Origin of the sequence: Dyella sp. AD56 (assembly GCF_002878475.1) — a bacterium.
Lineage (GTDB): Bacteria > Pseudomonadota > Gammaproteobacteria > Xanthomonadales > Rhodanobacteraceae > Dyella.
Genome location: NZ_NRDP01000007.1, coordinates 29,509 through 52,758, shown reverse-complemented (window position 1 = coordinate 52,758; position 23,250 = coordinate 29,509). Strand labels below are relative to the sequence as shown.

Here is a 23,250-nt window from a genome sequence, read left to right as displayed (position 1 = left end):
CTGCGGGCGCCTCGTGGCCAGCGACTTTGCAGCTTGAAATTTCGCTTCACCATCTCACTTCTCCGGCCCGCGTGATGCGAGGCATCGCTCCGATGGAGCGCCCTCGCTGCAGGTAACGACGGCAGCGGGAGCCCGGCACATGTGCCGCAGCTACGCATGGATCGCTTGATGGTGATGGTGCACAACGAACAGTCTGATCGGAATCAGAAAAGTCCTACCGATGGGACGGTGCAGGCTGATTTTCAGGTGCCGCCAGCAAACAACGCCGCAACCCTTCCATAGTCCCGGCTATGTGGCGCTCCAGCATGCGATGGATCAGGGGAGATGAAAGTCTCGCCAGCCACCCCATGGGAGTGACCTGCACGGAGTGCGTGAGATACGTGCCCTCACCGCGCGGCGACATGGAGAAATCGAGGGCGACGTGCATGGAGCGGCTCGCATAGGTGCACGCCAACGTACGCGTTGGCACCCGGGCAACGATTGCGCCTGTCAACACACCATGCCGCGTCATGCCCTGGTAGACACAACGCAGTGGATCGCCGACGGCATTCTCACCCTCGCGGTATTTCTGCACGCGAATGCAGCGATCCAGCCATCGATGCATGGACGACACGTCATCAACCAGCGCGAACACTTCACCCGGGTCGCGCGGCACGAACACGCTGTGGCGGCGACAAAGCGCCAGGGACAGCCGTTCTTTCACCATCGATGACCGTACTCGAACATCAATGCATGCATTGCTTGAGCACGCGCAGCATGACCAGCAACAGCACAGCACCGGCCGTCGCTACGACCAGCGAGATGACGAAGCCGCCACCCACGCTGAACCCAATGAGGTGAGCAACCCAACCACCAAGGCAGGCGCCAAGCACCCCAATAAGGATGTCGATAAACACGCCGTAACCGCTGCCCTTCACCAGCAAGCCCGCAATCCATCCAGCCAGAGCGCCAATGACCAGCCACACCAGCAGACTGTGTTCCGCCATAAATCGAATGCTCCCGTGACATGGACAGGGTCGCCCTCGCGTAAGGACGCGCCCTGGAGGTAACCCGCGTGGTGTTACGCAGAGGCGGCGCCATTCCGCGCCCACGGCTGCATCGTCTGGAACGCAAGCCGTGGGGCGGAGGCCCCGTACATAGATCCCGACAAACCGATCAGGGGTGGCGCGGTTTGTCGCCGGCGTACTCACCGACACATGTCATCCATGGCATGCGGGAAACCTTATGCGGCCGACGCAACGGTGCGGCCACATGTTCGTGGAGTGCATTGGACGATGTGTGGCGGGCCAGCGGAATCAGAACATTCCTACCCGGGTCACGAAATGTGGTTACGCGCGTTCGAGAGGGTGACCAGAACCGGCAGACGCCGCCCCAGCGACTTAAAGCAGTCCGATGGAACGAGCGTAGTCGTAGAGCTGCTTATCGCTCTCAAGATTCAGCTTGCGCATCGCATCGCGCTTCTGCTGGCTGATGGTCTTCACGCTGCGGTCCAACCGCCGCGCGATTTCTGACACCGTCAGCCCCTGCGCCAGGAAACGGATGACTTCGACCTCGCGCCGCGAAACCATCGGCTCGGCGCCCGTGGGATACATGCCTTCGATCTGGCGCCGCATGCGCTCGCTGAGGTAGCTTCGCCCCGCGCGGATCATGTCGATGGCGAGCATCAGCTCCTTCGCCATCGCCATTTTGTCCACCACGCCACGCACGCCGACGCTCACCATGTTCTGCACCAATGCGGGATTGCGCAGCATGGTGAGTACCAGGATGGGCAGTGCCGGGTAGGTTTCGCGCACGCGCTGCAACAGGGACAGGCCGTCATAGCCTTCGATGTCCGCCGGCATGGAGAAATCGGTAATGAGCAGGTCACAGGGCGTTTGCGTCAGCAGATCCAGCAATTGCTGCCCGTTGCGCGCTTCACCGACCACGTCCAGCCCATTGCCGTAGTCGCGGAGCGAGGTCTTCAACCCGATCAGGACGACCGGATGATCATCGGCGATTATGACTCGCACACTTCACTCCTGCTTTTCCTGCCACTGCAAACAGCACATGCATTACAACGTTCAACCGCAGATACGGCTTGATAGTGCGGCCCGTTTGTGGCTGCCGCGCTTCAAAGGTAGCATGAACCCCCGACCATCCAGCCGCATGGACCTTTCCGCCGACCGGGCCTGCACGATGCTTACCGTCGTTCGTTCCTGCCCGGAATCAGGGCCTGCCACCACCATCGCACCGGGCTGCTTTCGCGTTCGGGCCCTGGGCATGCTTGCCTTGCCCTGGTTCGGCAACGAAGCCACCGCGCTTTCTCCGGTCGCCCTGGTCATCACCCTCTTGCTGGTGGCAACTGCCGTGCTGGCTTTCGTGCTGACATGGCTGCTGCAGGCGCAGGTGCGCCGCAACCGGCAGCTGGCGCAACGCCTCCAATCGGAGCGGGAACTTCAACAGGCCACACTCGATGCGCTGCCGTTTCCCGTGCTGCTGCATGGACTCGACGGCCAGACCGTGGCAGGCAACCGGCTAGGACGCGCACTGTCCGAACGCGACGACGATGCTGCGGCCCTGATCCGCGACGCGTCGTTCGCCGAACAAAAGGACAAGGTATTGCAGGGCGCCACGCTGCGGCAGGACATCAACGTCCCCATGGCCAATGGCGAAACGCACGCTGCACACCTTTGGATACGCGCCTTGCGCGACGAACAGGAACAGGCGCACGGCTATGCCAGCACCCTGCTGGACGTCACCGAGTTCCGCGACGCCGAGCAAGCCGCACGCCAGACCGAGCAACGCCTCGGCGATATGGCCCGGCGCATGCCGGTGGTGGTGATGGCCATGCGCATCGACCGGCAAGACGTTGCGCATGTTTCCTTCGTCACCGGCGATGCCCGCGCGCTGTTCAGCATCGACGCGGCCGAGCTGCGCGACGGCGACGGCGCGCTGCGCATCGACGCCTTGCGAGAACGCATCCATCCGGATGATTTGCCGGCCCTGCTGCCGCTGCTGTCGCCCGCAACGCATCAGGCCGACCAACGCACGCTGGATTTCCGTGCCTTCGGACAAAGCGGCCTGCGCTGGATTCACGCCACCTTCGCCACGCGTCCGATGAGTGACGGCGACCTGGGCGTGATGGGCTATTTCATCGATACCACCGAGCAGAACCTGCGCAACGAAGCACTGCGCATTGCACGCGACGTAGCCGAACGCGCCTCCAAGGCCAAAGCGGATTTCCTCGCCGCCATGAGCCACGAGATCCGCACGCCAATGAACGGCGTGATCGGTATGCTGGAGCTACTGGGCCGCACACCGGTCAACGGCGAGCAGCGGGAACTGTTGCGCGCCGTGGAGGATTCCGCCGGCTCGCTGTTGCAGATCCTCAACGACATCCTGGATTTCTCCAAGCTCGAAGCCGGCGACCTTAGGCTCGACGCCACACCATTCGACACCCGCCAATGGCTGGACGGTACCGTCGGTACGATGGCCGTGGCGGCTCGCGCCAAGGGGCTCGATCTTGGTCTTTTCGTGGATGCCACAGCGGCCGGCCAGTTGCGCGGCGACAGCCAGCGGTTGCGGCAGATTGTGATCAATCTGCTCAACAACGCCATCAAGTTCACCGATCGCGGCAGCGTCGGCGCCACGCTCACTGTGCTGGGCGACAACGGCACGCAACAGCACCTCTCGCTGAGCGTGACCGATACCGGCATCGGCATTGCCCACGACAAGCAGGACACCCTGTTTAAACCGTTCGCACAGGCGGAAGCCTGGACCAGCCGACGCTACGGCGGCACCGGTCTGGGGCTCGCCATCTGCCAACAGCTAGTACAGCTGATGGACGGCAGCATCGAACTGCGCAGCGAAGAAGGTGCGGGCACCACCGTCACCGTGCAGTTGCGCCTGCCTGTCGCCGACCGCGCCACCGATGCACCCGCCAGCCTGCACGGCCGGCACGCCATCGTGCGCCTGACATCGCCCACCCTCGCCACGTCACTGGAGCAACACCTGCGCGCCGCCGGCCTGAGCGTCGAGCGCTGCGAGCCCGCCACGCCCCTGCGCGAAGGCATGGCAGCCAGCCTGCTCTTTATCGATGCCGACGACCGCGACAGCGCCGGCCAGATCCACGCCCATGTGGTGGTCGTATCCAACGAGTCGCCCGCGCCGGATCGAGAGGCCATATGGCTCAACGCCCAGCCGCTGACCTGGCGATCGGTGATCGCCACGAGCTTGCGCGCGCTGGAACTGGAAGCACCTGATCACTGGCGCGACCCACTGGCCACCCGCAGTACACCTGCCCTGCGCGGTCGCGTGCTGGTGGTCGAAGACCACGCGGTCAGCCGACGCTTGATCGCCCGCCAGCTGGCCTTGCTGGGCCTGGCCAGCGAAGTCGTGGACAACGGCCATGACGCGCTTGAGATGCTGGCCGACGGCGACTATGCCCTGCTGCTGACCGACTGCAACATGCCCCACATGAGCGGCTACGAGCTTGCCCGCGCGTGGCGCGAGCGCGAGGCGGCAGCGGGTAGTACTCAGCGCCTGCCCATCCTTGCCATGACGGCCAATGCCATGAGTAGCGAAACGGCACGGGCGAAAGAGGCGGGCATGGACGACGTGCTCAGCAAGCCGCTGCAGTTGGCCACGCTCGGGCGCAAGCTCGGCGAGTGGCTAGGCGAACTGGCCACGCCCACCGCCGAGCCTCCGCCACCGGAAGAGCTGCAGGCCTTGCTCGCTCAGGAAACCCGACGCGACCTGGACGACCTCCGGCAGCATGCCGCCCGCGAGGATCTACCAGCCGCCCGCCAATCCCTGCACCGCCTGATGGGCATCCTGCCCCTGGTGGGCGACGAAGCGCTGATCCACGAAGGTGAGCGCCTCCACGAGGCACTGCACGGCCCCGCAGCGGCGGACGCCCTGTCCGGCACCGCCGGATTCGTCGAGCGGTTGGCCCAGCGGCTGGCAAACCCGGATCACCCCGGGGCCATTTCGTGACGAAGTTGGCAATTTGGTGACCTGTCCGCGACAATAGTCGGGCCGCAAGTCACTGCGTCGCCACGGGAAAATGGATTCCGGCTGGCCGCGCGCGCAGGAGTGACCGTGGCGCAGGGGTGCTAAAGGAGTATCGACGCTTTATGTCACACCGGACCTTCGGGCCTGGCCAGCCTTGGCGCTGGCTATGTATGACTGTGCTGTTCGCTGTCACTGCCTACGTACCTCACGCCTTCGCCGCACCCGCACCCGCCGACTGGAATTACCGCGTACGGCCGGGCGACAACCTGTGGGATCTCGCCGCCCGCTACCTCAAGCCGGACGTACCCTGGCAGAAACTGCAGGACTACAACCAGGTCGGCGACCCGCTGCATCTGCCGCCCGGCTCCACCATGCACTTTCCCGTCGGCTGGCTACGTCAGGGCCCGGCACCGGCCACCGTGGTCGCCGTACTCGGCAGCGCTACCGCGAAGCCCCCCGGCAACGCGCCGGCGATCCCGGTAACAGCGGGTATGTCGGTGGGTTACGGCACCGAGCTGGACACCGCAGCCGATACCAGCCTCACGCTGCAGTTGGCTGACAGCTCGCGCGTGCTGCTGCAGGCCGACAGCGCGCTCGTGCTGGACCGCCTGAGCGCCTATGGCCGCACCGGCATGGTCGACACACGCATGCGCCTCAAGCGCGGCCGCCTCAACAGCGACGTGACCCCGCTCAGCGGCAGCGCGGCACGCTTCACCGTCTCCACGCCCAACACCATTTCCAGCGTGCGAGGCACCCACTTCCGCGTGGCCGCCGACGAGGACAGCGGCGACGCTCGCACCGAAGTCGTTTCCGGCCATGTGGACGTGGGCAATAACGCTCGCCACGTGATGGTGGACGGAGGCCGCGGCGTCGCGACCGAAGCCGCCGGCAAGCCGGGCGAACCTCAGCCACTGCTCGCCGCGCCCTCGGTGGATTGCCCGGCGCAACCCATCGGCCAGTCGCCGGCGCAGATCCAGTGGAAGCCGCTGGACCGTGCGACGCATTATCGCGTGCAGGTCGCGCTTACCGATCGTTTTGAAGCACTGTTGCTCGATACCGTCGTCGATGGCACACACGCCACATTGCCCAGCCTGCCTGATGGTGCGCACGCCTTCCGCGTACGCGGCATCGACAGTGCGCGAATGGAAGGGCTGGACGCCACCTGCATCTTCACCATTGCCGCGCATCCCCAGCCCCCGCTCATCATCGACCCGCAACCGGGTGCGAAGGTACGCGCCACGCGTCCCGAATTCCGCTGGACGGAAAGCATCGAGGCCGAAAGCTACGCATGGCAGCTCTCCGCCGATGACAGCTTCAGCCAGTTGCTCGGAGACAACGACAACGTGCGCGGCGATCATGTGCGCGCGCCGCAGGCGCTGCCCTACGGTCACTACGTGTGGCGCATCGCCAGCCGCGACAAGGACGGCAAGCTCGGCCCCTATACCAGCGCGATGCCGTTCGATCTCGTGCCCGAGCCACCCGCGCCTGCGCCGGGTGAACCCAAGCACGAGCATGGCGACTTCGTGCTGAGCTGGCCGGGCGGCGCAGCGGGGCAGCACTACCACATCCAACTCGCACGCAAGCCTGACTTCTCCGAGGTGCAGGTGGACCAGACGCTCGATGTGCCCGAACTGAGCCTGCGCAAGCTGCCCCACGGCAAGTGGTACGCGCGCGTGCAGACCGTCGACACCGACGGCTACGCAGGCCCGTGGGGTGCCATCCAACGCACCCGTGTACCCTGCACCGCATGCCGCTGGGTAGCCGCCGGCGGTGGCGTGGTATTGCTGTGGCTCGTGCTCTGATGCATCCGTCGCGGAGGTTCTGGCGCCCGTGATCATCGCCGCGTTGCCTCTGCTCAAGCGCGCGCTCGCGTGGGTGGTGGGCTTCGCCGTGGCTGTCTTACTGATCGCCAGCAGCGCCATGCAACCGCTGGACAACGCGCTGTATGACGCGCACATGCGTCATTGGTCTTACGCCACCAGCGATCAGGTCGTTATCGTCGCCATCGATCCGCAAAGCCTGGCCGCGCTGGGCAACTGGCCGTTGCCGCGCTCCGTGCACGCGCAACTCATCCGCCGGCTCACCGCCGCCGGCGTGCGCGGCGTGGGCATGGATGTGACGATGGCGGAAGCCGACGTCAATCACCCCGACAATGACCACACCTACGCCCAAGCCATCCACGACAACGGCCACGTAGTGATGCCGGTGTTCGCCGAAGCAGCCGAACTCGGCGGCGTGCTGGAAGAAGTGTTACCTGTACCGGAGATCGCACGAAACGCCGCCGCCTTCGGCCATGTCGATGCCTCCAAAGACCCCGACGGCGTCACCCGTGGCGTCTATCTCAAGGCAGGTCTCGGCCAACCGCAGTGGTCGGCTCTCGCGCTTGCGCTGTACGACATCGGCCGGCCTTCGCCGCTGCATCCCCTGCCCGGACTGCACCAGCCCGAAGGTACGGCGAACTCGCCCTATGAGTGGATTCGCGACGATTACGTACTGGTCCGCTTCGCCAACAGCGCAGGCGCGTTCAACCAAGTCTCCTATGTCGACGTACTGCAGGGGCGCGTACCCGATGCGCTGCTCAAGGGACGCTGGGTGCTGATCGGCGCCACCGCGGCAGGACTCGGCGACCAGCTCGCCACCTCGGCGTCGCGCCCCAACAACCCCATGCCCGGCGTGGAATATCAGGCAAACATTCTGGAGTCGCTGAGCAACGGACGCCTGATCACGCCGCTCAACCTCACCGCGCAGCTCCTGCTTGGCTCATTCGCGCTCGCGCTGCCGCTGGCCATCTACGGACTGCCGGGCATGCGCCGCACGCGCGTACTCGCCGCGCTGAGCCTGAGCATGATTGTGCTCATGAGCCTTCTACTGCTGCGCGCAGCCGGCGTGTGGTGGCCACCGACCGGTTGGATGGTCATTGTTGCGGCCGGCCTCACACTCCACGCGGCTATCCGGCGCCTCGAGGCGCGACGCGAACTCAAGCAGGCACGGCTGACCGATGTGACCTGGTGGCAACCGCCTGCCGCGGACATCCAGAATTCGGGACGCACATGACACGAAGGCCGCCCTCGGGCGGCCTTCGACATGGATGCGTTGAACGATCGTGCTCAGGTGCTCCCAGCGAAGTCAGTCACCAGCGACACCCGACGATTGGGCATCCCCTGGTCACCGCTTGCGCCCTTCACCACCTGGCGATTCTTGACCTTGCCGTAACTCACGGCGCGCACCTGGTCAGCATTGAGACCACCGGTCTGCACCAAGTAATCGCGCACCGCCTGTGCACGCTTGAGCGCCAGCTGTTGGTTGTATCCCGCTGAGCCGGAGGGATCAGCAAAGCCTTCCGCCGTAATCACCGCGCTGGTGTGGTGCTCACGCATCACCTTGGCGAAATCATCCAACCGTTGCTTGTCCTCGTCGCGCAGCGAGGTCTGATTGGTGTCGAAGTGCGCGATAGTGTCGACGCTGATGCGGCCCTGCATGGCCGTGATCTGCGTGTCGTACTGCGCGAACTTCTGGTGCATCTCCTGCGTGATCGCATCGATCTCCTGCTGTTGCTTTTGATCGTTGCTACGCAACTCGGCGATGGTGGCATCGAAATCGCTTTTCTTGACGTAGCCGGTGCAGCCGCAAAGCGCGACCACGAAAAGACCGGCGACGCTACGACCGATGCGAGAGCTGGTACTTGCCATGCGGTTTCTCCTCTCGTTAGCGGTGCACAAGCACAGACCGCCAGGGGGCGGCTTACGCTTGCGCTGAGGGAGTATGCACGGCAGGCGCCAGAGCGGCGCCCATACGTTCAATCGTCGATTTGGACGTCCAATCGCGAAACAAGGACACACGAAGACGGCAGCCCGTTCATGACGGTCCGCACGAAGTTGCACCATGCGCCAAAAAGCCAAAACACCGCATGAACATAGACGTCAGCGATGAGCCGCGCTCAGGGGCGGCCAGCCACCTTACGAAAGCGTCGCTCCTGCACCATCCACATGGCAACGCCGTATCCCGCACCCGCCAGGGCCCACAGGAATACCGATTGGGGAGCAGCAAGACGTGGATGGGGAAGCACAAAGGTCATGATCAGGAACATGGGCACGCCGTAGCACAGCAGCCCATAGAGCAGCACATAGCGGAGCATCCCCTGCCCCCGGATCCTGGCCCAACGGTCGAATTCCCTTTGCTTCATAACGGCCCCTCGATGCCTCGCCCTGAACGCGGTAAGACACATGGAACGCGCGAGCGCTCCATGCGTTGATCCAACCGCAAAAATTTATTCAGGGACTAGAACTCCGTCCACACGTCGCCGGCGACTGCCATGGCGGGCTCGGCGCGCTGGCGAGCCGGAGCCACCGGGGATGCCGTCGGCGCCGCAGGCGTTGGCGCCCCACGAACGACGCGTGCCGCAGCCGGTTCGCGCGGAGCCTCACCCTGCAGGGTGAAGTACGCCACTTCGTTCACGAGCACTCGCGACAGGTCCAGCGTGTTGCGGCTGGCGGCACTGGCCTCTTCCACCAGCGCGGCGTTCTGCTGCGTCACCTCATCCAGCGTCACTACCGCATTGTTCACCTGCCCGATGCCCGCGGATTGCTCCTCGGACGCCGCTGCGATCACCTCGATGATGGTGCTCACTTCGCGCACGTCACCCGCGATGTCGTTGAGGGCATTGCCGGTACGCTGCACCAGCTCCGCGCCTTCGGACACCTTTTCGGTGGTGTCCTGGATCAATGCCTTGATGTTCTTCGCTGCCGCGCCGCTGCGCTGGGCCAGATTGCGCACCTCCGTCGCCACCACCGCGAAGCCTCGGCCCTGTTCACCCGCGCGCGCCGCTTCTACGGCCGCATTGAGTGCCAGCAGGTTGGTCTGGAAGGCAATCTCATCGATCAGGACCACGATCTCGCCGACTTCCTTGCTCGCCTGGGTAATGGCCTGCATAGCGCCGACGGCCGAGCCAGCGATATCCCGACCCTCCTCCGCGCGCTTGCGCATACGCAACGCCATCTCGCGCGCCTGCCCGGCACCCTCGGCATTCTGTTTGACCGTACTGGACAGTTCTTCCATCGACGCAGCGGTTTCTTCCAACGAACTGGCCTGCTCTTGCGTGCGCTGCGACAGGTCGTCGTTACCCTGGGACAGGTCGCGCGCCGCCGACGTTACCTGCTCGGCCACGTCGCGCACCTGCGTCACGATGCCAGCAAGCTGGCGATCCATTTCGTCAAGCGAACGGAGCGTGTCGGTCAGTTCGTCGTTGCCGGTAACCAGCGTGGCATTGTTGAGCTTGCCCTGCTGAATCGCATTCGCAAGCGAACGCGCCCGATCGAGCGGACGGGTCACCGCACGGATCAATACCATCGCCGCGCCGATAAGTACCGCAATGGCGATCACCAGCACGCCAAGCGCTACCTGCCACGTGCGATGGAAACTCGCCTCCGCATTCTGTGCGGATTGCGCGGCCTGCTTTTCATTGATGGCCATAAGCTTGTCGATAGCATCCGTAGCTTTGCCCATGGCATCGGCCACCTTGCCGATATGCAACTGGCGGCCCTCTTCGGCCTTGCCCGCGTCCAGCAGTTCTGCCTCATGGCTTACATCCGCTCCGGATGCCTTGATGAGATCGTCGAATTGTTTGGCCACCGCGCGCTCGTCGTCGGCCGACACCATGTCGGGGTAATAGCGCTTCCATGCTGCCATCAGGCTGTCGTGGCCTGCCTTGATTCGCGCCGCCGCATCGTGGTGCGAGGGGTCGATGATGGCGCGATTGAGGGCAAGGCGATCTTCGATGATGGATGCCCGTGCCTGGCTGATCGCCGCCATCGCCTGCACGTTGTTCCGATACATGTCGTCGACCAGCGCATACGTGCTGCGCACGCCGTACAGACCAACCAAACCGATGACCACGGCGAGCAACAGGGCAAGGCCCATGGTCGCGATGATCCTCAAACGAATTGTGAGACGCATGGTGCTGATTTCCCGACAGAAAGGCGGCTACTCGCCTTGAGTGGGTATCGGCGCGGGGTAGGCTTCCTTGACAGGTAATTTCTTGCGGTCAGCGTGACCCGGTTGGCAATCTTTCAGGCCAAACAAAAAAAAGCACTCAACATCCATGAAGAACACGACGGACAGCGCTGTCAGTCCATGTGTTCGATGCCATCGGGCAGGGTCACCCACGGATGCATGCATTCCTCGAACACGGAGATGCCCGGCGCAGGAAAGTCCGAGCGAGAGAAAGCTCCCACCGGCACACCAATGACACCCTCCACCGAATCCAGCCGGTAATAGACCGTGGCGCCGCATACCGAGCAGAAGTGGAACGTCGCGGAACCACCGGTATCACCACGTCGCACATACGCGGTGGACTGGCCACGAATGACAACCGCCCCCTCGCGAAACCGCGCCTTCACGCCGAACACGCTGCCGGTACGACGCTGACACGCATTGCAGTGGCAGATGGACACGCGCAGCGGTTCCTCCGTGGTACGGAGCATGAGCTGTCGGCAACTGCAGGTAGCAACGCGCTGGGGCATGGACGTGAGTCTCTGGCGAAGTGAGTGGCGACGCGATCAGGCGTGATGCAAATCGAGTTGAAAGCCGAAGACCGGCAACATCGCCTGCGCGAAGTCCAGCGCGTGTACGCGCTGGAAACCCATGCGTTCGTACATGTCCCACGCAACGCGCATCGCCTCGGTGGTATGCAGTACCACCCGACGATGCCCACTCTCGCGGGCAAGCTGGATACAGGCATCCATCAATTGCCTGCCAATACCCTGACCGCGCGCGGAGGGATGAACGGCTAACAGCCGTATGCCCGATGCATCGTCCATGGCGAGCGTCAACGCGGCGCCATACTGGGCGATGTCGCCAAAGTAGACCACGCCTCCCAGCACCTGCCCTTCGTCATCTACTGCCACCAACACCCGAGCCTTCGGCTTCTGAGTGAAGGTGCCGATGTTCGCCAGCATCTCGTAGTAACGCGGCTGCTCATCCGGCGATGGAAATCCCGGCAGATTTCGATAGACGTCCACCATCAACTGACCGAGGGCGCCGAACTCATCCGGATGAAGGTCGCGTATGGCCACTGACAAAGACATGTGGATTTCCGAACGTTGGGACGCGCGCACTATACGCGCTCAGCCGTTCCGGCACTGGCTGCCGTATAGACCCATTCAAATCCAACGCGTGCTACGGTCTGCCCACCGACATCATGGAGCCCGACCGTGTCTCGTCCCTGGCGTATCACCCTGCTGTCCGTTGTACTGGCCCTGGTCAGCCTGCCGCTCGCTGCGCAGTCGCTGCGCGTGATGAGCTTCAACGTACGTGTTCCGGTGGAGTCCGATGGACCCAACCGCTGGGAGGCACGACGCGACCTCATGGTGCGCACCATCCGCGAACAACAGCCCGACGTGATGGGCACGCAAGAACTGCATCAGGAACAGGGTGACTACATCGTGGGCAAGTTGCCCTCCTATGCCTGGTTCGGCATTGACCGGCGCGGTGGCCACAGTGACGAACACATGGGTGTGTTCTATAGGAAAGACCGATTGACCCTGAAAGACTCCGGCAATTTCTGGCTATCGGATACACCCAACGTACCCGGCAGCATCACCTGGGGACACCCCTTGCCTCGCATGGTGACCTGGGCACTGTTCGAAGACAAAGCGACGCATCGCAGCTTCTACTACTACAACACGCACCTTCCCTATCAGGAGAAGGACGAACCCGCGCGCGTCAAAGGTGCCAAGGAGATCCTTGGCCGTATCGCGCAGCTACCGGCGAACGCGCCCGTTATCCTCACTGGCGACTTCAACACCGAGCCCAGCAGTCCGACCTATGCGCTGCTCGCCAAGGAACTTGTCGACACGCGCGCCGCCGCACCGAAGGTGGAAGGGCCGGAGAAAACCTTCCATGACTTCACCGGCAATCCCTCGGTACGCATCGACTTCATCTTCGAGCGCGGGTTCAAGCCAACACGCTTTGCTACCGTTACGACACAGCAAGACGGGCGCTATCCGTCCGACCATTTCCCCGTGATGACCGAGCTCGACTGGAAGTGATGAGCTTTCGGCTCCTGTAGACCACCCACCAAACATCAGGGGCGGCGGATCACCGCCCCTGCCTCTCTCGTTTGGCGCGCATGATCTGCTTCGCCATAGCGCCAAACTGACGCCCATGCTCTCGTTGCTCACGTAGCGTCTGTTGCGCGTGCGCAACCTCGCGTTGCAGCTTGCGATAGTTCGACAGACGTCGAGCTTCCAGGACGCCATCGGCGATCGCCGCCTCCACTGCACAACCCGCATCACCTTCGTGCTGGCAATCACGAAAGCGGCACTGCTTTGCGAGTGCCACGATGTCGTCGAATACTGCAGCCAACTCCGCTTCGCCCGACGCCAGGCGAAGTTCACGCATGCCGGGCGTGTCGATCACCCAGGCACCCGAGGGCGTCGGGAACATCTCGCGTGCGGTCGTGGTATGGCGACCACGCGCATCGTCCTCACGAATGCCGGACGTCTGCTGCCACGCCTCGCCCATCACGCTGTTGGTGAGCGTCGACTTGCCCACGCCGGATGACCCCACGAACGCGACCGTCTTGCCGGGCGCCAACCACGGCGCCAGTTGCGATACCGAGCCTGCGTCCATCGCGTTGAGTGCAATCACCGGTATGCCGGGCATCAACTGCTCTGCCGTGTTCACATAGTCGGCCACGCCGTCGACCATGTCCGCCTTCGTGAGCACAATCACCGGTGTTACGCCCGCATCGAGCGCCAGCGTGAGGTAGCGTTCCAGGCGTGATGGATTGAAATCGTCATTGCACGACGACACCACGAACAACACGTCGAGATTGGCCGCAATGGACTGTCGCTGATGGTCGCCACCCGCGGCGAGGCGCACGAGCACTGTTCGGCGATCGAGCAGGGACAACACGCGATCGGCCTCGTGCTCCACCAGCACCCAATCGCCCACGGCCACGCCCGTATCAGCCGCGGCCAGATCGCGTGGCAACGCCACCGGTGCCTGCCCACGCGAGGACATCACGATCAACCCGCTGCGATGTGCCGCCATGACGCGCGCGGGATAGCCGGCTTCGAAATCGGCCAGCGTCAAATACTGCGCATACTCCGGCTGCCAGCCGAGCTGGTGCAGCGAAAAAGTCTGAGAAGGCATGAAAACACCCTGAAAACGAGAAATGCGACGGCCACACGAAACGGGGCCGAGCGAATCGCCGGGGTGCGAAGCGGGAGTGTTGAAGCGCGCCAGCAGAACGCTGGCGGGACAATCAGAAGCGCGACGACCCGGCGGAGGCTGCAACTACAAGAATCATGGTTCTATTCCTCCTCATGGCTGGGTTGACGGGATGCGCAGAGTATCCACGCGTCACACGGCTTGCAAGTGCAGGTTTTCGTTAGTCGTTACGTAATAGTGCCCATACGCTTCCGCGAGGCGCCACCAGGGATGCACAACAGCCATGCGCGAATTCGCTGCGCCCAAAGAAAAAGGCCGGCATAAACGCCGGCCTTTGGCATCCAGTTGTACCATCTGACGATTAGCTGGTGAGGCCGGCAGGCAACGTTCCACCATTGGCCGCAAGTGCCTTCAGTACTTCCTTGTGAAGCCAGATATTCATACTGGCCGAGTCGTTCGTATCGCCCGTGTAGCCCAGTTCGCCGGCAAGCTGCTTGCGGTGGTCCAGACTGCTATCCATGCCCAGTGCTTTCATCATATCGACGATAGACACACGCCAGTCCAGTTTCTGTCCGCTTTCGCTGACGAAGCTATCCATGACAGCGGCCACGTCTACGCCCGACAGCGGCGTGACCGACGGCGTCGCCGTGGCGGGACTGACGACCTCAGGTGCCACCGGTGCTGCGGGTGCGCTCGTCACGACCGTCGATGCATCCGTGGAGGTGACAGCATTGGCCTTGCCGAAAAGTTTGCTGACAATGGTTCCGAAAATACTCATGGGTATCGCTCTCCGTAGGTGATGTAACGATCTACGCGCGGGCGTAAGACAACGGGCCAAGCCCTGTTGATGTTCGCGGAGCTAGGCCAGCACAACGGGCAACGCCGCGCCGCCAAGCGTCTTGATGAGTGCAGAGTGCCGGGCGTAGAAAAGGCCGACCTGATCGACAACACCCGGGCTAGCGCGCTCAGCCTGCCCTGCAATCTGCTCCACGTCCGTGACGTTGAGATGACTCGCCTGCTCTGTGGTCACCTGATTCGCGCCAGAAGGCATAAGCCGACCGAGCAAGCTGCCGGCCCCTCGTCATTCTGGATGCTTCTTTCAAACGCAAAGTCCTCATATGCCGTATTAGATATTTCTTGCAGAAGTACGAAGAGTATCGCCAAGGACCGCCAAAGTAGACGCTCGATTCAAGCAAAGTTGAGGCCTATACATGAAGGCATTTTTCACATACCAGATACCAAACGATGCTGATCATCCGCTCAAAAGAGAGAACTTTCAGTCAACATATGCCGTACATTCGTACGGGAACGCCCTCTAGCGGCCGTCTCCTTCCGAACAGTTCGCGTCCGATTCGCAAGCATTAATGCGAAGGCATTGGCTGAAGTTATCAATTCTCCAGACGACTCTCTTGCCAAATATTGATTTCGTTTTCCCTTCCATACTTTTTAGAAGTAGTCCCAGGCCAATCGTTCGATCCACCTACACGGTTTGTAGTCCTTTGCCCAAGCAGCCGATGAAACCGTCGATTTGCATGAAACGTCTCCATCGCCAATAACAAAAGCGCGGCCAGCAATTGCGACGGCTGCGCAGGCGCACGGCTTGTGCGCGAACACCAACGCGCCATCCACGAAGTCGTCGACTGGTGAAGATATTGGTGGGGAGACCACATGCGGAAGGAAACGATCACGGTGGCCGTGCTGGCCGCGCTTGCCCTTGGTGGCCCGCACGCAGGCATGGCCATGGCAGCGGAAGGTACACAGGAAGCATCCACCACACCCAACCCAACGGAGACGACGGACGCATCCAATAAGGCCAAACGGCTCGATGTAGTCACCGTCACAGGCTCACTGATTCCCCAATCCCAAGTGGAAACGTCGACCCCGGTGATCACCATCACCGCGGACCAATTGAAGGCGCGGGGCTTTAGCACCGTGGCCCAGGCGCTCCAGCAGTCATCGTTCGCCACAGGCGGCGTGCAGGGCAACTCCAGCTCGGCCAGCTTTACCCAGGGTGCCGAGACGATGAGCATGTTCGGCCTCGATCCTGGTTACGTGAAGTACTTGATCGACGGTCGCCCCATGGGTGACTTCCCTGCGCTGTACAACGGCAGCAGCGCCTTCAACAACCTCACCAGTATTCCGGCGGCGATGGTGGATCACATCGACATCCTGCCAGGTGGCCAGTCGTCGTTGTACGGCTCTGACGCCATTGCTGGCGTGGTCAACATCGTGCTGAAGAAGAAAGTCGATGCGCCCGTAGTGGACGTTCGCTACGGCTGGTACGGCGATGGCGGCGGCGCCGATCGTCGCATCTACCTCGCCGATAGCTTTGGCATCGGCAAGTTCAACATCACTGTGGGCGCGCAGTACGAAAACACGAGTCCCATCTGGGCCTACGACCGCGACCTGACCAAGCAGTACTTCAACGACGGCACCAGCCCGGCCACCGCCTCGCGTGACTTCCTGGTCAACAGTACAACCAAGGTGCGCAACAGCTACGTCGACCCAAACAGGCTGGCACCGGGCGCCTGCAACAGCACCACAGGCCTCTTTGGCGGCACCGAGGGCTACCAGTACCGTAATAACAGCGGTGGCTACTGCGGCTCGTTCGATTCACCCGGCTACCGCACGCTGAAGAACGACAAGCAGATCGCCAATCTGTACACGCATGCCACGTTCGACGCCTCCGATAGCCTGCAGCTCTACGGCGACCTGCTCTACAACTACGATCAGGAGAAGTACGCCACAGGCACCAGCTACACGTGGTGGGGAACGTCAGCAGATTTTGGCGCTTTCTACGATCCGAACCTCAAGGACTTCGTCAACCTGCAACGCGGGTTTGCTCCGGAAGAAGTCGGCGGCTACAGCTCCATCATGAACAAGAGTGTCGAGAACTCCTACATGCTCACGCTGGGCGGCAAAGGCGTCATCGGGCAATCCAACTGGGACTACGACGTCAACTTCACCCACTCGGACGACCATCTGATCGAGCGCCGATTCGCGCGATGGACCGATGCCATCGACGGCTACTTCGAAGACCACGTCCTTGGGCCGCAACTGGGCACGCGCAACGGCTACCCCATCTACAACCCCAACTACGCCGCGTTCTACCAGCCGGTTCCAGTGTCTGACTTCCGCAGTTTCACCGGCTATACCGACACCCGCTCCAAGACGTGGGACAACGTGCTACGTGGGCAGGTCACCAACGCCTCGGCGTTCACGCTGGGCGGCGGCGACGCTGGTGTCGCGCTGGCGCTCGAAGGCGGCAACCAGGGCTGGGATTACTCGCCGGATACGCAACTGATGGATGGCGGCGTATGGGGGACTACCGCAGTGCAGGGCGCCGGCCATCGCTCCCGCTATGCCGGCACGGCTGAGCTCAACATGCCGCTGCTCAAGGAACTGGTGATGGATGTGTCCGCCCGTTACGACAACTACAAGGTAAACGGCCAGAACATCAACCACCCCACCTACAACGTGGGTCTTGAATATCGCCCGCTGGAATCGTTGTTGTTCCGCGGAAAGTACGGCACTGCGTTCAAAGCGCCGACGCTGCCCGATGAATTCCAGGGCCCTAGCGGCTACTACAATTCGGTCACCGACTACTACAACTGTGCGCAGGCGGGATACACCGGAGCCAACATCGGCAACTGCCCCAACAAGTACTACAACGCGCAGTTCTTCGGACAGAACTCCGGCAATACCGCACTCAAGCCAATCACCGCGACCGTGTGGAACTATGGCTTCGTGTGGTCGCCGATCACCCACATGTCCTGGAGTGTTGACTACTACCACTTCAATATCGCGAACGAGGTGGATCAGCAAAGTGCCGACCTTCTTTCGCAGCAGGAGTATCTCTGCCGCAGCGGTGGGGCAGACGTCAACTCGCCCAGTTGCCAGCAGGCGATGTCACAGATCGTTCGACTACCGCAGACCAGTCCACAGTATCTAGGCGACATCGAGACGATCTACACGCCCAAGATGAATGTCTCGCGGGAAAAGCTCAATGCATTGGTGTCCAACTTCCAATACTTGTGGAAGCTTGGCGCCTACGGATCGCTGGCCTTCAATGCGTCCTACAGCGACATCCTCAAGCACGAGCGACAGTCGTATCCCGGCGACCCGTTCATCGACCTGCTGCGGAACCCGTACTACAGCACCGACTTCAAGAACAAGGCCAACGCCTCGGCAACTTGGAACATCGGCAAGTGGAGCAGCACGCTCTACGTCAACCGCTACGGCAGCACGCCCAACTACCTTGCATCGGTACTCAACAACTACACCGCCGCGGGCACCGGGAAACTGGCGCCATGGTTCCTTTACAACGCCAGCGTGAGCTACTCCCCGATAGACAACCTGGCTCTCTCGTTCGTGGTGAACAACCTGTTCGACAGCGCTCCGCCCAAGGACGACAGTTACCCCGGCACCTCGGGCTCGCCCTACAACGGACAGAACTACAACGTGTACGGCCGCTCGTTCTATCTGGAGGCCACGTACAAGTTCGGAAAGGCGAGGTAACATCTCAACGCTCCAGAAAAGGCCTCGCTTTGGCGAGGCCTTTTCTTTGCTCACTACCGCACCTGAGGCGCTTGCGTCGAGCGAGTAGCGAGTAGCGAGTAGCGATTAGCCCGGATAAGCGCAGCGCTATCCGGGAAACCACACTTCACCGTGCAGCGCTATTTAGGCTTTCGCGGGATTGCCCCGGATTGCGCTTTGCTCCATTCGGGCTACTTGCTGCGGGCACCGGGAAACTTGGGCCATGGCTCCTTTACAACGCCAGCGTGAGCTACTCCCCGATAGACAACCTGTCTCTCTCGTTCGTGGTGAACAACGTGTACGGCCGCTCGTTCTATCTGGAGGCCACGTATAAGTTCGGAAAGGCGAGGTAACGTCTCGACGCTCCAGAAAAGGCCTCGCTCTGGCGAGGCCTTTTCTTTGGTCACTACCGCACCTGAGGCGCTTGTGTCGAGCTATGAGTTCTCTTTAGACGGCCGTTGCTGAGCGTCGGCTGGCACCAGCGGGGCGCTTCGCCCAACACGGCGTTATCTGGGAATGGCCAGGCATTCCATGACTTCAATCGAATCACCCGGAAAAATCATAAAGTGCGGGTGGCCTTCGAACAGCTTGGCCGCCGCTTCGTGCGATTCGGCCCTGACGATAGTGAAAGCCGTCAGTTCGTTCCTGGACGGCTCGATGCCGCGCGAGGACACGCGCAATGTCTTGCCCAGCGGCGTACCGATCTCGACGATGTCATTCTGGTGGCTAGTCACCCAGTGGTCCCAAGCCTGTATGCCGGCCCGCTCCCGCTCCTTGCGGTCCGCCTCGTTCAAGGCGTTCCATCCGGACGCCTTGTAGCTCGCCTCATTACCGATGAATACCGCCAGGTAGTTCTTCATGGTTCACTCCGACATGCCGTGGGTGGAAAAAGGGTAACGCTAACCGCATCATCCGCCGGCAACGCCGGGCCATGCTCAGCCCATTTCATTTCCGCGATGCAGGTGAACGCCCAACTCCGTCGCGAGTTCGCGCATCGGCTCAACGTTACGCGACAGCGTTATCCAGCCGGCGACGCTATCGTCATCCGTGTCGAGCACCCACAGCGTGTAACCATGCGGTGCAAGCTGGTCATATGCAGTGCCGAGCAATCCGGAGGTATCGGCGTCCGCGTGAAATTCATCCTCGTCGGTGTCGCCACCCCAGTCGATCGACAGGTTCCAGCGGGACGCCAGCTCGTCAATGGCCTGCACCAGCGCCCGCGTGTCCTCAGCCCCCACGTTGAATGCGGACCGCCAATCGGCCACCTGCCCTACCACCTGGGCGACATCGACATCTTCATCGGGCGTATCGCCCACGACCTCGCGATAGGCGGTGAACTGCTGGAACGCCGAGTCATCGTCGCCGGGGTTGATCATCAGGAAAAGTTGCCAGACATAGGCATCGAGCGAATCGTCGTCATCGTCGAACGCGTGCTCGTGGTCGAAGTCGTCGCTGGAGAAACTCATGGCTCGGCACCTGGGAACGGAACGGTATGGCCTGCCTGGGGCAGGTCTGTCCCATTGTCGGCCGCAATGCCGGCGAGCGAAAGAGCGGGCAGGATGTGAAGGCGCGCCCTACCCGCCTTTTGCATCGCATCGGAAGGAAGCGCTACCCTGCGCTCACCTCGGCAGGACGCTGACTATCCCCATGAATCTGACTGATTTTCTGCTTTCCTTCCGCGACCACGCACCTGAACCCGCAGCGGGCCGGCCGTGAAGCGCTTTAGACAAAGGATACCGTTCGCCCTGCTGCTTGGCCTGTTCCCACTGAGCAGTCATGCCGATGTAGGCAGCCTGGGCGGCTTGGCCGTAGCGGCATTCGAGATCGTGACGGTCTTCTGGTTGTGCCTGACCGTCGTCGTGTTTCTGCTGCTGCGCAAGCGCCTGTCGTTGCTGAAACGGATCGGCGCAGCGCTGCTGTTTCTGGTCTCGCCGGTGCTGATGCTGGCGTGGGCGCTGTTCAAGAGCTACATGTTCGACGATTACACCAGCGAGGAGACCGTGACCGCTCCGAAGCCCGTGCTCGCTGCTGGCGCGACGTTCCCTGCCGGAAGCATCGCGCACTACGAAGTGAAGGGCAGCCGCATCTCCTTGCACAAGCAGCGCACCTTGCTGGACGTGCATAGCGACCAACCCGTGTCACTGGGCAAATTACGCATCAACTCGATCAAGCCGGATGAGTACTCCACGGAACTCCAGGTAGCCCTGAGCGGCGACCAGTTGCTGGATGGCTGGCCCTGCGCCGGCGGCGACTACACCATCGTAGACCCCGAGCCCAACGGCGTTGAACTCCGCTCATGCTGGTTGTCTGCTGCGCGCGAATGGCAAGGCCAGACGGTGGCGGCTGGAACCTATGTCACGCGCAACGGCGAGAGCAACGAATGGTTGTTCGCCGTCATGCCAAAGCCCAGCGATGCACCGGCAGATAATCCGTAACGCGGCGCATCCGTTACATCCAACACCCTGAACCCAACATCCGACTGGAACGCTGGGACCTGGATTCGACTCTACCCGGTGTGGAGCGTGATCCACACCGACAGGTCATTTCACCAGATCAACCATACTCTGCGCCTCATGCACCAACGAGGCGTACGCGGCGACGCTCGGTAGACGCTGCGCATAGCACTGCAGGAAAGCGCCGTTCGCCTTCTCGCGCAGGTCGCCGAATTGATCGAACTTGGCTTTGTCCGCCAGCTTGGACGCGTGGTAAGCCGACAGCGCTGCGTCGGCTTTCTTGTTTGCCTCGCGATAGGCCGCAGCGCATTCGGGGATATCAGGTGCCGTCCACGACTTACGCAGCAGCACGACGCGCTCGCCGTTTACCACGGCAACCAGGATGCCGTCGGGCGGCGACGGCGCGGGATCGTCCTGTGCGGAGGTGAACAGGATGGCGCGTGCCACCCCTGACGTCCCCTGCGCAACAGGCAGCTCGGCGTACTTGTAGTAATGCGCGTCATCGGAAAACGCCTCGGTATAGAACGTTTCCGAGGTAAACACGCCGGCAAGTCCATCAACGCCAGTCGACGTCGATGGCTTCGGGATATCGGATGAGTGATCGAGCCAATCCCGCAGCAGCGGTAACGTGGTGATCAGCGCGAACGATTTCTCATCCGACGAGCCGACCGCCATGCCGTCCAGTTTCCCGTAGCCTTCCTCGTCGGTGAGGGTATCGACGTAGTACGAACCCTTCGGCGGAAAGCCCTGCAACCGTATTGGCCCCACGATGCCCTGCATCATGCCCTGCAACGTCTGCAACGATGCCTGTATGCGCTCATCCGTCTTCGGATCTTCCAGGTTAGCCACCTTGAAGGTTGCAACGGCCTTGTCGCGCGCGGCGAGGTAGGCCGTCGTGGCGGCATCTGCCGCATGGGAAGTCATGGATACCAGCACGCACGCTAGTGCGAATCCGGATGCAATCCTGAGCATAGATAACCCTTGTGATGTCGCCCCAAGTGACGACGCATGATGAAGCCGTTTCAGTGTATGGCAGATGTCTCGGCATCCGTGACCGCTACTGCCGCACACCGCTGGAGATTCGCTTTACGATAGGCCAACGAATGAGTGGACCCCGGAGCCACGTCGATTTTCCGATGTCGCACCACACACCTGCCGGGCGCCCTACGCATAAGGAGGCAATATTCATGGAAGAGCTCGACATTGGCGACGTGAAGTTCCACATCAGCCGTCCGCCTCGCGTGGATTTCCCTACCTATCGGCGCTTGCAGCGCCTGATGTTAAGCCCGGCACTGGGCACTCGTCGTGGTTTCTTTCGAGGTTTCACTCCCGCATTCCTTATCGCAGCCTTGGTGAGTTTCGTGGGCATTAGCCTGGGGCAACGCCCTGACTACGCCTTCCTTGTCGTCAACGACGGCGCACTCATGATTGATGCGCCACGGCTCTGGCTGTATGCCGTCGGCATCTTCTTGCTGGGTGCGGCGGCGGTTTACTGGTCCGTGCTGTCGCGGTCGCGCCGCATGCTTCGCTATATCTATGAGCAGCGGTTCACGCCGATTCTCGATGCGTGGTTCGGCGAACAAGGGTTGCGCATTCGTTGGGGCGATACCTTGTTCGTTTCACCGTGGTCGGTGGTGGACAGCGTGCACGAGGAGAAGGGCGTCACCTATCTGATCGCTAGCAGCGGCGTGAGCCTGGCCTTCACAGCACAGGCCTTTTCGTCAGCGACGGAGTACGAGGCCTGGGTTGCGTTTGTCCGCGAACGTCAACGCAACCCGCGCTCAGCTCCATGAAACAGGCCGTCCGATTGACGCTCACTGGCTTGGCCTGCGGAGTGATCGGCTGGCCCTGCTGGCTGGCCGCGATCGGGTTCCTTGAAAGCCTTCCCGCCAACGCCAGACCCGACCCCGTGAGCGCCATTGTCACTGGCGCCGCACTGCTGCTTCCGGGGCTGATCTTTCTCGCGTGGCGATTCGACAAGCATGGTGCCAAAGGGCTCGGCTGGGCCGTTTTTGGCGTGTGCCTCGGAACCGTACTGCCCGTCGCGCTGTTTGTCGGACTGCTGATGCTCATTGGCCCCATTACACCGCGCGGTTAG

22 protein-coding genes are annotated in these 23,250 nt (G+C 62.2%); 8 read left to right on the top strand and 14 right to left on the bottom strand.

Translation table 11 applies throughout. The annotated features are described in order from the left end of the window. Positions 1 to 214 precede the first annotated feature (214 nt). From DyAD56_RS06345 to DyAD56_RS06335, 3 genes are all read right to left on the bottom strand, one after another. Entirely contained in the window at positions 215 to 706 is a 492-nt protein-coding gene (locus tag DyAD56_RS06345; protein WP_102301911.1) for an SRPBCC family protein, read from the bottom strand. Between the two features lie 19 nt (positions 707 to 725). Then, a complete protein-coding gene (locus DyAD56_RS06340; RefSeq protein ID WP_102301910.1) occupies positions 726 to 986 on the bottom strand; it encodes a GlsB/YeaQ/YmgE family stress response membrane protein in 261 nt (86 codons plus the stop codon). Between the two features lie 393 nt (positions 987 to 1,379). Continuing rightward, a complete protein-coding gene (locus DyAD56_RS06335) occupies positions 1,380 to 2,009 on the bottom strand; it encodes a response regulator transcription factor (protein ID WP_102301909.1) in 630 nt (209 codons plus the stop codon). 112 nt (positions 2,010 to 2,121) lie between these two features. Here DyAD56_RS06335 and DyAD56_RS06330 point away from each other — a divergent pair, with 112 nt between their 5' ends. From DyAD56_RS06330 to DyAD56_RS06320, 3 genes are all read left to right on the top strand, one after another. Further along, complete coding sequence (locus DyAD56_RS06330) at positions 2,122 to 4,974, top strand: ATP-binding protein (RefSeq protein ID WP_158241278.1); 2,853 nt, start codon at positions 2,122 to 2,124, stop codon at positions 4,972 to 4,974. A gap of 188 nt (positions 4,975 to 5,162) precedes the next feature. Continuing rightward, a complete protein-coding gene (locus tag DyAD56_RS06325) occupies positions 5,163 to 6,794 on the top strand; it encodes a FecR domain-containing protein (protein WP_158241277.1) in 1,632 nt (543 codons plus the stop codon). Positions 6,795 to 6,822: 28 nt separating this feature from the next. After that, positions 6,823 to 8,046, top strand: coding sequence for a CHASE2 domain-containing protein (locus DyAD56_RS06320; protein WP_233202309.1), 1,224 nt, complete (start codon positions 6,823 to 6,825; stop codon positions 8,044 to 8,046). 53 nt (positions 8,047 to 8,099) lie between these two features. Here DyAD56_RS06320 and DyAD56_RS06315 read toward each other — a convergent pair whose 3' ends face one another. From DyAD56_RS06315 to DyAD56_RS06295, 5 genes are all read right to left on the bottom strand, one after another. Continuing rightward, a complete protein-coding gene (locus DyAD56_RS06315; protein WP_102301906.1) occupies positions 8,100 to 8,681 on the bottom strand; it encodes an OmpA family protein in 582 nt (193 codons plus the stop codon). Between the two features lie 248 nt (positions 8,682 to 8,929). Further along, a complete protein-coding gene (locus DyAD56_RS06310) occupies positions 8,930 to 9,127 on the bottom strand; it encodes a hypothetical protein (RefSeq protein WP_102302150.1) in 198 nt (65 codons plus the stop codon). A gap of 143 nt (positions 9,128 to 9,270) precedes the next feature. Continuing rightward, positions 9,271 to 10,944: a methyl-accepting chemotaxis protein gene (locus tag DyAD56_RS06305; RefSeq protein WP_102301905.1), complete on the bottom strand. Its 1,674-nt coding sequence runs from the start codon at positions 10,942 to 10,944 to the stop codon at positions 9,271 to 9,273. A 170-nt stretch (positions 10,945 to 11,114) separates the two neighbouring features. Next, a complete protein-coding gene (locus DyAD56_RS06300) occupies positions 11,115 to 11,471 on the bottom strand; it encodes a GFA family protein (RefSeq protein ID WP_199178901.1) in 357 nt (118 codons plus the stop codon). A gap of 75 nt (positions 11,472 to 11,546) precedes the next feature. Beyond that, positions 11,547 to 12,074, bottom strand: coding sequence for a GNAT family N-acetyltransferase (locus tag DyAD56_RS06295; RefSeq protein WP_199178900.1), 528 nt, complete (start codon positions 12,072 to 12,074; stop codon positions 11,547 to 11,549). Positions 12,075 to 12,284: 210 nt separating this feature from the next. Here DyAD56_RS06295 and DyAD56_RS06290 point away from each other — a divergent pair, with 210 nt between their 5' ends. Beyond that, on the top strand, positions 12,285 to 13,037 hold the full coding sequence (locus tag DyAD56_RS06290) for an endonuclease/exonuclease/phosphatase family protein (RefSeq protein ID WP_199178910.1): 753 nt from the start codon (positions 12,285 to 12,287) through the stop codon (positions 13,035 to 13,037). A gap of 49 nt (positions 13,038 to 13,086) precedes the next feature. Here the strand turns inward: DyAD56_RS06290 and rsgA are convergent, their stop codons facing one another. The 3 genes from rsgA to DyAD56_RS06275 form a co-directional block, all read right to left on the bottom strand. Continuing rightward, positions 13,087 to 14,145 carry a ribosome small subunit-dependent GTPase A gene (gene rsgA, locus DyAD56_RS06285; protein ID WP_102301902.1) on the bottom strand — a complete coding sequence of 353 codons (1,059 nt, stop codon included), beginning with the start codon at positions 14,143 to 14,145 and terminating at the stop codon, positions 13,087 to 13,089. A 379-nt stretch (positions 14,146 to 14,524) separates the two neighbouring features. Further along, on the bottom strand, positions 14,525 to 14,941 hold the full coding sequence (locus tag DyAD56_RS06280; protein ID WP_102301901.1) for a DUF3597 domain-containing protein: 417 nt from the start codon (positions 14,939 to 14,941) through the stop codon (positions 14,525 to 14,527). Positions 14,942 to 15,022: 81 nt separating this feature from the next. Next, complete coding sequence (locus DyAD56_RS06275) at positions 15,023 to 15,214, bottom strand: hypothetical protein (protein WP_102301900.1); 192 nt, start codon at positions 15,212 to 15,214, stop codon at positions 15,023 to 15,025. A gap of 617 nt (positions 15,215 to 15,831) precedes the next feature. On the opposite strand from DyAD56_RS06275, the gene DyAD56_RS06270 reads away from it, so the two are divergent. Beyond that, entirely contained in the window at positions 15,832 to 18,681 is a 2,850-nt protein-coding gene (locus tag DyAD56_RS06270; RefSeq protein ID WP_102301899.1) for a TonB-dependent receptor, read from the top strand. A 524-nt stretch (positions 18,682 to 19,205) separates the two neighbouring features. On the opposite strand, the gene DyAD56_RS06260 is transcribed toward DyAD56_RS06270, so the two are convergent. Next, positions 19,206 to 19,559 carry a hypothetical protein gene (locus DyAD56_RS06260; protein ID WP_199178899.1) on the bottom strand — a complete coding sequence of 118 codons (354 nt, stop codon included), beginning with the start codon at positions 19,557 to 19,559 and terminating at the stop codon, positions 19,206 to 19,208. Positions 19,560 to 19,634: 75 nt separating this feature from the next. Further along, complete coding sequence (locus DyAD56_RS06255; protein ID WP_102301897.1) at positions 19,635 to 20,165, bottom strand: hypothetical protein; 531 nt, start codon at positions 20,163 to 20,165, stop codon at positions 19,635 to 19,637. 246 nt (positions 20,166 to 20,411) lie between these two features. Here DyAD56_RS06255 and DyAD56_RS06250 point away from each other — a divergent pair, with 246 nt between their 5' ends. Then, the gene (locus DyAD56_RS06250) at positions 20,412 to 21,134 is read left to right on the top strand and encodes a hypothetical protein (RefSeq protein WP_102301896.1); all 723 of its coding nucleotides are present in this window, start codon (positions 20,412 to 20,414) and stop codon (positions 21,132 to 21,134) included. Positions 21,135 to 21,239: 105 nt separating this feature from the next. On the opposite strand, the gene DyAD56_RS06245 is transcribed toward DyAD56_RS06250, so the two are convergent. Then, positions 21,240 to 22,076, bottom strand: coding sequence for a hypothetical protein (locus DyAD56_RS06245; protein WP_146010449.1), 837 nt, complete (start codon positions 22,074 to 22,076; stop codon positions 21,240 to 21,242). 263 nt (positions 22,077 to 22,339) lie between these two features. Between DyAD56_RS06245 and DyAD56_RS06240 the strand changes: the two genes are divergently transcribed. Together DyAD56_RS06240 and DyAD56_RS06235 are read left to right on the top strand one after the other, a co-directional pair. Continuing rightward, a complete protein-coding gene (locus DyAD56_RS06240; RefSeq protein WP_102301894.1) occupies positions 22,340 to 22,945 on the top strand; it encodes a hypothetical protein in 606 nt (201 codons plus the stop codon). Then, a complete protein-coding gene (locus DyAD56_RS06235; protein ID WP_102301893.1) occupies positions 22,942 to 23,250 on the top strand; it encodes a hypothetical protein in 309 nt (102 codons plus the stop codon). Before DyAD56_RS06240 ends, DyAD56_RS06235 begins: the two co-directional genes overlap by 4 nt.

Excerpts from the sequence above, each read along its gene's own strand:
- DyAD56_RS06345 (WP_102301911.1), bottom strand. The coding sequence starts at position 706 with ATGGTGAAAGAACGGCTGTCCCTGGCGCTTTGTCGCCGCCACAGCGTG.
- DyAD56_RS06340 (WP_102301910.1), bottom strand. The coding sequence starts at position 986 with ATGGCGGAACACAGTCTGCTGGTGTGGCTGGTCATTGGCGCTCTGGCT.
- DyAD56_RS06330 (WP_158241278.1), top strand. The coding sequence starts at position 2,122 with ATGAACCCCCGACCATCCAGCCGCATGGACCTTTCCGCCGACCGGGCC.
- DyAD56_RS06325 (WP_158241277.1), top strand. The coding sequence starts at position 5,163 with ATGACTGTGCTGTTCGCTGTCACTGCCTACGTACCTCACGCCTTCGCC.
- DyAD56_RS06315 (WP_102301906.1), bottom strand. The coding sequence starts at position 8,681 with ATGGCAAGTACCAGCTCTCGCATCGGTCGTAGCGTCGCCGGTCTTTTC.
- DyAD56_RS06310 (WP_102302150.1), bottom strand. The coding sequence starts at position 9,127 with ATGCTCCGCTATGTGCTGCTCTATGGGCTGCTGTGCTACGGCGTGCCC.
- DyAD56_RS06305 (WP_102301905.1), bottom strand. The coding sequence starts at position 10,944 with ATGCGTCTCACAATTCGTTTGAGGATCATCGCGACCATGGGCCTTGCC.
- DyAD56_RS06300 (WP_199178901.1), bottom strand. The coding sequence starts at position 11,471 with ATGCTCCGTACCACGGAGGAACCGCTGCGCGTGTCCATCTGCCACTGC.
- DyAD56_RS06295 (WP_199178900.1), bottom strand. The coding sequence starts at position 12,074 with ATGTCTTTGTCAGTGGCCATACGCGACCTTCATCCGGATGAGTTCGGC.
- DyAD56_RS06290 (WP_199178910.1), top strand. The coding sequence starts at position 12,285 with ATGAGCTTCAACGTACGTGTTCCGGTGGAGTCCGATGGACCCAACCGC.
- rsgA (WP_102301902.1), bottom strand. The coding sequence starts at position 14,145 with ATGCCTTCTCAGACTTTTTCGCTGCACCAGCTCGGCTGGCAGCCGGAG.
- DyAD56_RS06280 (WP_102301901.1), bottom strand. The coding sequence starts at position 14,941 with ATGAGTATTTTCGGAACCATTGTCAGCAAACTTTTCGGCAAGGCCAAT.
- DyAD56_RS06275 (WP_102301900.1), bottom strand. The coding sequence starts at position 15,214 with ATGCCTTCTGGCGCGAATCAGGTGACCACAGAGCAGGCGAGTCATCTC.
- DyAD56_RS06270 (WP_102301899.1), top strand. The coding sequence starts at position 15,832 with ATGCGGAAGGAAACGATCACGGTGGCCGTGCTGGCCGCGCTTGCCCTT.
- DyAD56_RS06260 (WP_199178899.1), bottom strand. The coding sequence starts at position 19,559 with ATGAAGAACTACCTGGCGGTATTCATCGGTAATGAGGCGAGCTACAAG.
- DyAD56_RS06255 (WP_102301897.1), bottom strand. The coding sequence starts at position 20,165 with ATGAGTTTCTCCAGCGACGACTTCGACCACGAGCACGCGTTCGACGAT.
- DyAD56_RS06245 (WP_146010449.1), bottom strand. The coding sequence starts at position 22,076 with ATGACTTCCCATGCGGCAGATGCCGCCACGACGGCCTACCTCGCCGCG.
- DyAD56_RS06240 (WP_102301894.1), top strand. The coding sequence starts at position 22,340 with ATGGAAGAGCTCGACATTGGCGACGTGAAGTTCCACATCAGCCGTCCG.
- DyAD56_RS06235 (WP_102301893.1), top strand. The coding sequence starts at position 22,942 with ATGAAACAGGCCGTCCGATTGACGCTCACTGGCTTGGCCTGCGGAGTG.